We start from the raw sequence: 11950 nt of genomic DNA on the forward strand, positions 1-11950 counted from the left end.
TGAAAAGATGGTAGGAAGTAAATCTTTGTTTAGTCGTTATATACGCCAGTAAGCATTTGACTAACGAATTGATCGTTTAATGTATCTTGGGCAGAAGAAGTATTTGAATGGATGTCGATTGAAGCAATAAAATGATTATGTTCTTGCGTATTTGGTTCTACCTCTACGTAATTATCGAATTTACAAAAACCTTTCGTATCCATTAAATCAAATAATTGCAGCATTTCTACTACCTCTTGTCTCGTTCCTTTAATTTGTACACACGCCATATTTATTTCCTCCTTCATTTTGACAAATTGTTTTTTAAAAATAGGATTATGATTACGAAATGAAAAATATGAATGTTATTTTTAGACAGCGCTATTTTTGTTATTTTCCCCCTTTTTCAGCAAAAGTCGTTATATATTCCCGGATTTATAAAATCGGACGTCCGTTTATTGAATACAATAGATTCGCATCAATTGATGAAAATCCTTCTTTTAAACAAATATTTTTTTAGTGGAAATTGGCGAAAAAAATTTTTTGACTTTTTGTAAACGTTAACAATGTTGTTAAATCAATATAAGTAAAGAAGTACGTACGATTAAAAATTATAAATTTTCTAAAAATTCACTTGATTTATTTAGAAAGGAGAGTAAACTAGGAAACAATAAAAAATTCATAGAACATAGGAGGCGCTTCTAGTGAATGAGCAATGGATTTTCTTAAATGGAGAATTTGTTCCAAAAGATGAGGCAAAAGTTTCAGTATATGATCATGGCTATTTATATGGCGATGGAGTGTTTGAAGGAATTAGAGTTTATAGCGGTAATGTTTTCCGTTTGAGAGAGCACCTTGTCCGGTTGTATGAATCAGCAAAATCAATCCTTTTAGAAATTCCATATTCATTAGATGAAGTAACAAATATTGTTGTTGAGACGATTCGACAAAATAAATTATCTAATGGATACATTCGCCTTGTTGTATCAAGAGGAGCAGGAAATCTTGGATTGGATCCCGATTCATGTAAGAAGCCGAATGTAGTAGTAATTGCAGAACAATTATCTTTATTCCCACAAGAATATTATGAGAAAGGGATTCCAGTTGTAACAGTTGCAACGCGCCGAAATCGTCCCGATGTTTTATCCCCTCAAGTAAAATCTTTAAATTACTTAAACAATATTTTAGTTCGTATTGAAGCGAAATTAGCTGGAGTACAAGAAGCACTTATGTTAAATGATCAAGGATATGTAGCTGAAGGCTCAGGAGATAACGTGTTTATTGTTAAAGGAAATAAATTAATTACACCACCAAGTTCTGCTGGAGCGTTAGAAGGTATTACACGAAACGCCATTTTAGAAATCGGCGAAAAACTTGGATATGATGTAAGAGAAGAGTTATTTACAAGACATGATGTATATGTAGCTGATGAAGTGTTTTTAACAGGAACAGCTGCTGAAGTTATTGCTGTTACGACAGTAGATGGTAGAACGATTGGCTTAGGGCAAACAGGTCCACATACGAACCGTTTATTAGAAGAGTTTCGTAAGTTAGTTGTAGAAGATGGAGAGAAAATTTACGAAGAAAATAAAGTTGGATAACAACTTTTTTAACATAAGAAAGCGTTGATAGGGAGGAGTAGTTGATTGTGAAGCCTCACAGAGAGTCGGTGGTTGCTGAAAACCGATGGTTCACGTCGACGAACATCGCCCTTGAGTGCTAAGCTAAAGCATTTGTCTAGGCTTAGACGGTAGCTCCGTTATTAGCTAGATCCATTTATGGATCACTGAGGCAAGAGTATTCTTGCAAAGAAGGGTGGTACCGCGAAATCTTTCGTCCCTTCAGCACATAGCTGGAGTGTGGACGTAGGATTTTTTTATTGTATAAAAGTTTGAAAAAGGGGGCTTATAAGAACAATGTCTTCAAAAACGGAAGAGAAACTGGCAACTGGTGCACAGCTATTGTTAGAAGCGCTAGAAAAGGAAGGCGTAAAAGTGATTTTCGGTTATCCGGGTGGTGCCGTTTTACCTCTCTATGATGCACTGTATGATTGTGAAATTCCGCATATTTTAACAAGGCATGAGCAAGGGGCAATTCACGCTGCTGAAGGGTATGCCAGAATTACAGGGAACCCAGGGGTTGTAATTGCAACGAGTGGACCAGGTGCTACAAATGTAATTACGGGTCTAGCGGATGCGATGATTGATTCATTGCCACTTGTAGTATTTACAGGCCAAGTAGCAACAACGTTAATTGGGAGCGATGCTTTTCAAGAGGCGGATATTATGGGACTTACGATGCCAGTGACAAAACATAACTATCAAGTGCGAAAGGCCTCAGATTTACCTCGAATTATTAAAGAAGCATTTCATATTGCTAAAACAGGAAGACCAGGACCAGTCGTTATTGACCTTCCGAAAGATATGGTAGTCGAGAAAGGTGAGCGATGTAGCAATGTACAAATGGATTTACCAGGATATAACCCTAATTATGAACCGAATCTACTTCAAATAAACAAATTACTACAAGCAATTGAAACCGCAAAAAAACCGTTAATTTTAGCTGGAGCAGGTATACTGCATGCGAAAGCTTCGAAAGAATTGACAAGTTTTGCCCGTAAATATGAAATCCCTGTTGTGCATACGTTACTTGGACTTGGTGGTTTTCCGCCAGATGATGGGCTATTTCTAGGGATGGGGGGAATGCACGGTTCTTACACAGCCAATATGGCGTTATATGAATGCGACTTACTCATTAATATAGGTGCGAGATTTGACGATCGTCTTACTGGGAATTTAGCTTTTTTTGCTAAAGGGGCGACTGTTGCACATATCGATATTGATCCAGCAGAAATCGGGAAAAATGTGCCAACAGAGATTCCTATTGTTGCAAGTGCTAAGCGGGCGTTAGAAGTATTGCTTCAATCAGAAGGAAAGAAAGAAAATCATCATGAATGGCTCTCTTTATTAAAGAGTAGAAAAGAAAAGTATCCATTCTCTTATAAACGAAATTCTGAAAGTATTAAACCTCAATACGCGATTGATATGCTATATGAAATCACGAAAGGAGAAGCGATTGTAACAACAGACGTTGGGCAACATCAAATGTGGGCAGCACAATACTATCCGTTGAAAAATCCAGATAAATGGGTAACTTCTGGCGGATTAGGAACGATGGGGTTCGGATTTCCAGCAGCAATCGGTGCGCAAATTGCAAAGAGAGATGAACTAGTTATTGCAATTGTTGGTGATGCTGGGTTTCAAATGACTCTGCAAGAATTAAGTGTATTAAAAGAACACGCTTTACCCGTTAAAGTATTTATTTTAAATAATGAAGCTTTAGGAATGGTAAGACAATGGCAAGATGAATTTTACAATCAAAGATATTCACATTCTTTATTGCCATGCCAACCAGATTTCGTCGCTCTTGCGAATGCGTATGGTATAAAAGGTGTTCGTATTGACGATCCACTTCTTGCAAAGAAGCAAATCCAGCATGCGATCGAATTACAAGAGCCAGTCGTAATCGATTGTCGTGTACTTCAATCAGAGAAGGTTATGCCGATGGTTGCACCAGGAAAAGGTGTTCACCAAATGGAGGGAGTGGAAAAAGGGTGAAGAGAATTGTTACAGCGACAGTTCGAAATCAAAGTGGTGTGTTAAACCGAATTACAGGGGTTATGACACGAAGACATTTTAATATTGAAAGTATTTCAGTAGGTCATACAGAATCATCAGATATATCGCGAATGACGATTGTTGTACACGTTGAAAGTGAACAGCAAGTTGAGCAGTTAATTAAACAACTTCATAAGCAAATCGATGTTCTGAAAGTATCAGATATTACAGAAGAAGCAATGATTGCTAGAGAGCTTGCTCTTATTAAAGTAGCAACTTCTGTAGCGAGGGCAGAATTATATAGTTTAATTGAACCATTTCGAGCCGCTGTAATAGATGTTGGGAAGGATTCCATAGTTGTGCAAGTAACAGGTACGCAAGATAAAGTAGAAGCGTTAATTGAATTACTTCGTCCATACGGTTTAAAAGAAATTGCTAGAACAGGTGTAACAGCATTTACACGTAGTATGAAAAAACAAGATAAGCAAGTTATGTTAATTCAATAATCATTTAAATATAGGGGGAAATGAAAATGGCAAAAGTTTATTATGAGAAAGATGTAACAGTAAATGTATTAAAGGAAAAGAAAGTAGCAATCATCGGATATGGCTCGCAAGGTCATGCGCATGCGCAAAATTTACGTGATAACGGATTTGATGTAGTAGTAGGTTTAAGAAAAGGTAAGTCTTGGGATAAAGCGAATGAAGATGGGTTTTCTGTATATACAGTAGCAGAAGCAGCGGAAAAAGCTGATGTAGTAATGATTCTATTACCTGATGAATTACAACCAGAAGTATATGAAGCTGAAATTGCACCAAATTTACAGGCTGGAAACTCTCTCGTGTTCGCACATGGATTTAATGTTCACTTTGATCAAGTAAAACCACCAGCTAATGTAGATGTATTTCTAGTAGCGCCAAAAGGACCGGGGCATCTCGTACGCCGTACGTTCGCCGAGGGAGGGGCTGTTCCTGCATTATTTGCAGTATATCAAGATGCAACAGGAGTTGCGACTGAAAAAGCACTTTCTTATGCTGACGGAATTGGAGCAACGAGAGCTGGTGTATTAGAAACGACGTTTAAAGAAGAAACAGAAACAGATTTATTTGGAGAGCAAGCTGTACTCTGCGGCGGAGTAACTGCACTTGTAAAAGCAGGATTTGAAACGTTAGTTGATGCGGGATACCAGCCTGAACTTGCATATTTTGAATGTTTACATGAACTGAAGCTAATCGTTGACCTTATGTATGAAGGTGGACTTGAAAATATGAGATATTCAGTTTCAGATACAGCGCAGTGGGGAGACTTCGTATCAGGACCACGCGTTGTTACTGAAGATACGAAGAAAGCGATGGGGGCAGTATTAGCAGAAATTCAAGATGGTACATTTGCAAGAGGCTGGATTGCAGAGCATAAAGCAGGAAGACCAAATTTCCACGCGACAAATGAGAAAGAGAATGAACATGAAATCGAAGTAGTAGGACGTAAATTACGTGAAATGATGCCTTTCGTACAGCCGCGAGTAAAGGTAGGGATTAAATAATATGAAGCAGATTTTGTTCATGGATACAACGCTTCGTGATGGCGAACAATCACCAGGAGTAAATTTAAATGAACAAGAGAAGTTACAAATTGCTAGGCAATTAGAGAGGCTTGGTATTCATGTAATGGAAGCTGGATTCGCGGCAGCTTCCGAAGGTGACTTCCAATCGGTAAAACGCATCGCGAATACAATTCAAAACGCTACGGTTATGAGTTTAGCTAGAGCGAAAGAAAGTGACATTCGAAGAGCATATGAAGCTGTGAGAGGCGCTGTATCTCCTCGTCTACACGTATTTCTAGCTACGAGTGATATTCATATGAAATATAAACTTTGTATGTCAAAAGAAGATGTGTTAAATAGTATTCATCGCTCGGTTACGCTCGGAAAATCATTATTTCCGACAGTACAATTTTCTGCAGAAGATGCGACAAGAACATCGAGAGCATTTTTAGCTGAAGCAGTAGAAATTGCGATTCGAGCAGGAGCGAATGTAATTAATATTCCGGATACAGTTGGATATACAAATCCGGAAGAGTATTATTCTCTTTTTAAATACTTACAAGAATCCGTTCCATCATATGAAAAAGCGATTTTTTCTTGTCATTGTCACGATGATCTTGGTATGGCAGTAGCAAATTCGTTAGCTGCGGTTGAAGGGGGAGCAGTGCAAGTAGAAGGAACGATTAATGGCATTGGAGAAAGAGCAGGGAATGCAGCGTTAGAAGAAGTTGCAGTAGCTCTTCATATTAGAAAAGATTTTTATAAAGCAGAACCTTCGATGACTTTAAAAGAAATTAAGGCGACGAGTACATTAGTAAGCAGGTTAACGGGTATGGTTGTACCGAAAAATAAAGCAATCGTTGGAGCGAATGCATTTGCTCATGAATCAGGCATCCACCAAGATGGGGTTTTAAAAGAAGTAACAACTTATGAAATTATCGAACCAGCGCTTATAGGAGAATCTCAAAATCTCTTTGTACTTGGGAAACATTCTGGCCGTCATGCGTTTACGGAAAAAATGAAAGAGCTTGGTTATGAATTTACAAATGAAGAGCGAGATGCGGCATTCGAAGCATTTAAAAAATTGGCGGATCGTAAAAAGGAAATTACTGAGGAAGATTTACGCGCAATTATGCTTGGTGAAGCAGCATTTGCAGCCCAGCAATATAACATTACGCAATTACAAGTGCATTTCGTATCAAATAGTACACAATGCGCAACAGTTGTGCTGAAGGATGAGGAAGGAAATGTATATGAAGATGCAGCCACTGGTTCTGGTAGTATTGAAGCGATATACAATGCGATTCAAAGAATTTTAGGATTAGAATGTGAATTGGCAGATTATCGCATACAATCTATTACACAAGGTCAAGATGCACTTGCTCACGTTCATGTTGAATTAAAAGAAGGTAGTCACCAAATATCAGGTTTCGGAGTTGCGCAAGACGTATTGGAAGCGTCGGCGAGAGCTTATGTCCATGCAGCAGGGAAATTAAAATCTCTTATAGCGCTTGTGAAATAAATAATTGATAGGTGAGAGAAGCTTTCCTCACCTATCAAATTAAAGTTCTGAAAATTCAGTTAAAAGGAGTGTTAAAAATGGAAAAACGTATCGTTTGTTTAGCTGGTGATGGTGTCGGTCCAGAAGTAATGGAGAGTGCGAAGGAAGTATTGCATATGGTAGAAAGGCTATATGGACATCATTTTCATTTGCAAGATGAGTACTTTGGTGGTATTGCTATCGATTTAACTGGGCAACCATTACCACAGCGAACACTTGCCGCCTGTTTAGCGAGTGATGCGGTTTTACTTGGCGCAGTAGGTGGACCAAGGTGGGATAGTGCGAAAGAAAGGCCTGAGAAAGGATTATTAGCATTAAGAAAAGGACTCGGTGTATTTGCGAATGTTCGCCCTGTAACGGTAGAAAGTGCAACTGCACATTTATCACCATTAAAAAACGCTGATGAAATTGATTTCGTTGTCGTTCGTGAATTAACAGGCGGAATTTATTTTTCTTATCCGAAAGAGCGAACGGAAGAAGTGGCGACAGATACACTTACGTATCATCGCCATGAAATTGAACGTATCGTTTCGTATGCTTTTCAATTAGCAAATAAGCGGAAGAAAAAAGTAACATCTATTGATAAAGCGAATGTTTTAGAGTCTAGTAAATTATGGAGAACTGTGACAGAAGAAGTAGCACTTCGCTACCCAAATGTGGAAGTAGAACACATTTTAGTAGATGCAGCAGCTATGGAGTTAATTCGGAATCCAGGAAGATTTGACGTTATTGTAACGGAAAATTTATTTGGTGATATTTTAAGTGATGAGGCTTCAGTATTAGCTGGATCATTAGGAATGCTTCCATCAGCAAGTCACGCTGAAAAGGGACCTTCATTATATGAGCCTATTCACGGATCAGCACCGGATATTGCGGGGAAAAATAAGGCGAATCCAATTGCGATGATGCGTTCTGTTGCAATGATGCTTGGGCAATCGTTCGGATTAACGAGAGAAGGAGATGCAATTGAAGAAGCAGTTTCTGCAGTCCTTAAATCAGGGAAATGTACAGCAGATATCGGGGGGACTGAAACGACAACTTCATTTACAAAGGCAGTTATTCAAGAAATGGAAGAGCAAGCGTTAGTAGGGAGAGGAAGATAATGGGAAAAAGGTTACTAGATAAGCTTTGGGAAAGACATGTAGTTGCGACTAATGAAAATGGATTGGATTTATTATATATCGATCTACATCTTGTTCATGAAGTAACGTCACCGCAAGCCTTTGAAGGCTTGCGGCTTACAAATCGAACAGTCCGCAGACCAGATTTAACATTTGCAACGATGGATCATAATATTCCAACGAAAGATGTTTGGAATATTACCGACCGCATTGCGAAGCAGCAACTAGATACACTTCGGCAAAACTGTAAACAATTTCAGGTGCCATTAGCGGATATTGGAGATGAAGAGCAAGGGATCGTTCATGTAATAGGACCAGAACTTGGACTCACACAGCCAGGAAAAACGATTGTTTGTGGTGATAGTCATACAGCAACACACGGTGCTTTTGGCGCACTAGCGTTTGGTATTGGTACGAGTGAAGTGGAACATGTATTGGCAACGCAAACGTTATGGCAACGAAAGCCGAAAGCGATGGGCATTGAGTTAAAAGGAAAGTTACCGCAAGGTGTCTATGCGAAAGATATTATTTTACACCTTCTTTCAAAGTACGGAGTAGCAGTTGGAACAGGTTACGTAATGGAATTTTACGGAGAGGCCATTCATGCTATGGATATGGAAGAGAGGATGACGCTTTGCAATATGGCAATTGAAGGGGGAGCAAAGGCTGGCATTATTGCACCAGATGAAAAAACGTTTGCTTACGTAAAAGGACGTAAATATGCACCTAAAGACTATGAATCTATTAAGGAAAAATGGTCAGAACTTTATACAGATTTAGATGCAGTTTATGATTTACATATTCTAGTAGATGTTACGGATTTAGCGCCGTACGTTACGTGGGGAACAAATCCTAGTATGGGTGTTCGGATCGATGAGAAATTGCCAGAAAAGCATGATGCAAATGATGAAAGAGCGTTTTCTTATATGGGATTGAGTCCCGGACAAAGTACGTATGACATTCCAGTTCAACATGTTTTCATTGGATCTTGTACAAATTCCAGGCTTTCTGACTTAGAAATTGCTGCATCTGTCGTGAAAGGTAAAAAAGTAAAAGAAGGTGTGCGAGCACTTGTTGTACCTGGATCTCAAAGGGTAAGAGAAGCAGCGATGCATAAAGGATTACATCGCATATTTGAAGAAGCTGGATTTGAATGGAGAGAGCCCGGATGCTCAATGTGTCTAGGTATGAATCCAGATCAAGTGCCTGAAGGAGAACATTGTGCCTCTACGTCCAATCGCAATTTTGAAGGAAGACAAGGAAAGGGAGCACGAACGCATTTAGTTAGCCCGGCAATGGCGGCAGCGGCTGCGTTATACGGTCATTTTGTTGATATTAGAAAGGAGAGTTATGATGGAGCCATTTCGTATTCATAAAGGTACTGCCGCAGTACTGATGAATGATAACATTGATACAGATCAAATTATTCCGAAGCAATATTTAAAGAGAATTGAAAGAACTGGGTTTGGGAAGTTTTTATTTGATGAGTGGCGATATGATAATAATCGCCAAGAAAACCCTAATTTCCCGCTTAATGCACAAGAAAGAAAAGGAGCTAGCATATTAATCACAGGTGATAATTTTGGATGTGGCTCGTCTAGAGAACATGCTCCATGGGCACTTGCTGATTATGGTTTCCGCGTTATTATCGCTGGAGGATTTGCCGATATCTTTTATATGAATTGTATGAAGAATGGCATGTTACCGATTGTAATGGATAAAGATATGCGTGAACAACTTGCAAAAACAGATGCGAGGGAACAAATTACAGTTGATTTAGAAAATGAAATAATTATAACGAATATGCATAGATTCCATTTTACAATCGAGAAAATGTGGAAAGAGAAGTTATTGAATGGTTTAGATGAAATTAGTATTACAATGCAATATGAACAAGAAATAAAAGAGTATGAAAGAAAAGTGGCTTTACATTAAAAAAAGTGACGGAATATTAAAAATGTATTTACATTCAAAATTAACTGTTATATACTATGTGAAAATCAGAGGAGAAAGGGAGTAAGTATTATGAATACAATAAAATCTATTACAATGCTTACACAACTACATCATCATACATGAAACCCTTGAACCTAGCGTGAAAACGTGTAGGTACAAGGGTTATTCCCGTTGTACCTACACTCTACTGAAGAGCCTTGTAGGTATTTTGTCTACAAGGCTCTTTTTATTTTCGGCTTAGGGGAATGAAATAGGCATACATTAGAAGGGGAAAGGTGTGAAAATTTAGATGACAAAATGGAAACGAGCAAACCCGAATGGAACGAGAGATTATTTATTTGAAGAATGTACGTTAATTGAAGAAGTGGAGCAAAAATTAAGGCTTACTTTTTTAGAGAGAGGTTATGAGGAAATAAGAACACCTACAATTGAATTTTATGATGTTTTTGCATTTCAAAATAGACCGATAGATGAAGAGAAGATGTATAAATTTTTTGATGAAAAGGGAAGGATTATCGTTTTACGTCCAGATATGACAATTCCTTTAGCAAGAGTGATTGGAACACAGAGATGGGATACGCCACTTAAAGTGACGTATAGCGGGAATGTATTTCGAGCGAATGAATCCCATTCTGGAAAATATAATGAAATCGTACAAAGTGGTATTGAAGTTATCGGGATTGATAATGTAAGAGCTGAAATTGAATGTGTAATAAGTGTCATTCAAGCACTTCAAAAGTTGAATGTGCAATCTTTTACAATTGAGATTGGGCAAGTACAGTTATATAAATGTATTGTAAAAAAGCTCTCCATCCATGATGAAGAAGAAAGAGTACTTAGAACGTATATAGAAAGTAAAAATTATGCTGCCCTCTCAAATTTTATCGGAGAAAAGAAATTAGATCGATGCGATGAGACAGTAAGATTACTTGAGAAATTACCAAGGCTATTTGGAAATTTAGAAGTTATTGAGGAGGCAGAAAAGCTTGCTTCAAGTAATGAAATGAAAATGGCAATTGCAAGAGTAAAAGAAATGTATGAAACAATTGAAACGTTAGGATATGGTTCTTACATATCAATTGATTTGGGCATGATTCAACACTTAGATTACTATACGGGTGTTATTTTCAAAGGATATATATATGAAATTGGAGAAGAAATCGTTAGTGGCGGAAGATACGATGAGCTAATTGGGAATTTTGGAGAAATGCTGCCAGCTGTTGGACTCGCGGTACAAGTAAATCAAATTGTGAAGGCGCTGCAAGAGCAGCAAGAACCATATGAACGAAATCAAATTGATATTGTGATTCATTATGAGTTAAATAGATTAGCGGAAGCAGAAAGGTTACGAAATTTACTTCGAAAGGATGGGAAAAATGCTTGGTTATCTCTATTCTCTAATTTAAGCGATACCTTTCAATTTGCAAGAAAAAATAAAATAGGAACGGTCGTTGAGGCAAAGAATGAATACTTAGTGGAATATGTATGGAATGAGAAATGGGTAGTCCAGAAAGAAGGAGAGGCTTCATGCGTAACATTCAAATTGCGTTAACGAAAGGAAGATTAGAAAAACATGTCATTCCACTTTTTGAGCAGATTGGAATTGATTGTTCCGAGCTCAAAAATAAAGGTCGGAAGCTTGTATTTCAAAGTAAAAATACAAATGTTTCATTTATTTTAGTAAAAGCGGTTGATGTTGCTACTTATGTAGAACATGGGGTAGCTGATATTGGCATCGTTGGAAAAGATATTTTAATGGAAAACGAGAAAGATATTTATGAAATGCTGGATTTAGGAGTGGGGATTTGTAAGTTTTGTGTTGCTTCTATTCCTACGTATAATCCGAAGAGTTACCGGAAGAAAAGAATCGCTACGAAATACCCCCATATTACTTCTACTTATTTTCATGATAAGGGAGAGGATGTAGAAATTATTAAGATAGAAGGTTCTGTAGAAATCGCTCCTCTTCTTGGATTGGCAGATGCGATTGTAGATATTGTTGAAACAGGAAAAACATTACAAGAGAATGGACTCATTGTATTTGAGGAAATGTACTTTATATCGGCTCGGATGATTGTAAATAAGGCAGCCTTAAAAACTAAAAAAGACGAAATATTCAGCATTATAAATGTGATGGAGCAAGAAATCTTATCAGGGAAATAGGAGGATTTAA

The 11950-nt window shown here is 37.8% G+C and carries 11 protein-coding genes and 1 other annotated feature; of the genes, 10 read left to right on the forward strand and 1 reads right to left on the reverse strand.

Translation table 11 applies throughout. The features are described from left to right. Positions 1 to 29 precede the first annotated feature (29 nt). The gene (locus tag MR112_RS00960) at positions 30 to 269 is read right to left on the reverse strand and encodes a DUF3911 family protein (RefSeq protein ID WP_000752514.1); all 240 of its coding nucleotides are present in this window, start codon (positions 267 to 269) and stop codon (positions 30 to 32) included. Between the two features lie 414 nt (positions 270 to 683). Here MR112_RS00960 and ilvE point away from each other — a divergent pair, with 414 nt between their 5' ends. From ilvE to hisG, 10 genes are all read left to right on the forward strand, one after another. Further along, the gene (ilvE, locus tag MR112_RS00965; protein ID WP_001005486.1) at positions 684 to 1580 is read left to right on the forward strand and encodes a branched-chain-amino-acid transaminase; all 897 of its coding nucleotides are present in this window, start codon (positions 684 to 686) and stop codon (positions 1578 to 1580) included. A gap of 15 nt (positions 1581 to 1595) precedes the next feature. Further along, positions 1596 to 1823: a binding site (T-box leader), on the forward strand. 72 nt (positions 1824 to 1895) lie between these two features. Then, on the forward strand, positions 1896 to 3596 hold the full coding sequence (gene ilvB / locus MR112_RS00970; RefSeq protein ID WP_000095868.1) for an acetolactate synthase large subunit: 1701 nt from the start codon (positions 1896 to 1898) through the stop codon (positions 3594 to 3596). Then, entirely contained in the window at positions 3593 to 4102 is a 510-nt protein-coding gene (ilvN, locus tag MR112_RS00975) for an acetolactate synthase small subunit (RefSeq protein WP_000822952.1), read from the forward strand. The genes ilvB and ilvN overlap by 4 nt, the downstream gene beginning before the upstream one ends. A 26-nt stretch (positions 4103 to 4128) precedes the next feature. Continuing rightward, on the forward strand, positions 4129 to 5139 hold the full coding sequence (gene ilvC, locus MR112_RS00980) for a ketol-acid reductoisomerase (RefSeq protein WP_001151740.1): 1011 nt from the start codon (positions 4129 to 4131) through the stop codon (positions 5137 to 5139). 1 nt (position 5140) lies between these two features. After that, on the forward strand, positions 5141 to 6661 hold the full coding sequence (gene leuA / locus MR112_RS00985; protein WP_000809600.1) for a 2-isopropylmalate synthase: 1521 nt from the start codon (positions 5141 to 5143) through the stop codon (positions 6659 to 6661). A gap of 77 nt (positions 6662 to 6738) precedes the next feature. Then, the gene (gene leuB, locus MR112_RS00990) at positions 6739 to 7803 is read left to right on the forward strand and encodes a 3-isopropylmalate dehydrogenase (RefSeq protein WP_000415363.1); all 1065 of its coding nucleotides are present in this window, start codon (positions 6739 to 6741) and stop codon (positions 7801 to 7803) included. Next, complete coding sequence (gene leuC, locus MR112_RS00995) at positions 7803 to 9197, forward strand: 3-isopropylmalate dehydratase large subunit (RefSeq protein ID WP_000518109.1); 1395 nt, start codon at positions 7803 to 7805, stop codon at positions 9195 to 9197. Before leuB ends, leuC begins: the two co-directional genes overlap by 1 nt. Further along, entirely contained in the window at positions 9175 to 9756 is a 582-nt protein-coding gene (leuD, locus tag MR112_RS01000; RefSeq protein ID WP_000433187.1) for a 3-isopropylmalate dehydratase small subunit, read from the forward strand. The genes leuC and leuD overlap by 23 nt, the downstream gene beginning before the upstream one ends. Before the next feature lie 310 nt (positions 9757 to 10066). Beyond that, entirely contained in the window at positions 10067 to 11329 is a 1263-nt protein-coding gene (locus MR112_RS01005) for an ATP phosphoribosyltransferase regulatory subunit (RefSeq protein WP_000170300.1), read from the forward strand. Then, complete coding sequence (gene hisG, locus MR112_RS01010) at positions 11305 to 11940, forward strand: ATP phosphoribosyltransferase (RefSeq protein WP_242244725.1); 636 nt, start codon at positions 11305 to 11307, stop codon at positions 11938 to 11940. Before MR112_RS01005 ends, hisG begins: the two co-directional genes overlap by 25 nt. The last annotated feature ends 10 nt before the right edge of the window (positions 11941 to 11950 follow it).

The organism is Bacillus cereus group sp. BfR-BA-01330 (assembly GCF_022663885.1).
In the GTDB taxonomy this organism is placed as follows: domain Bacteria; phylum Bacillota; class Bacilli; order Bacillales; family Bacillaceae_G; genus Bacillus_A; species Bacillus_A cereus.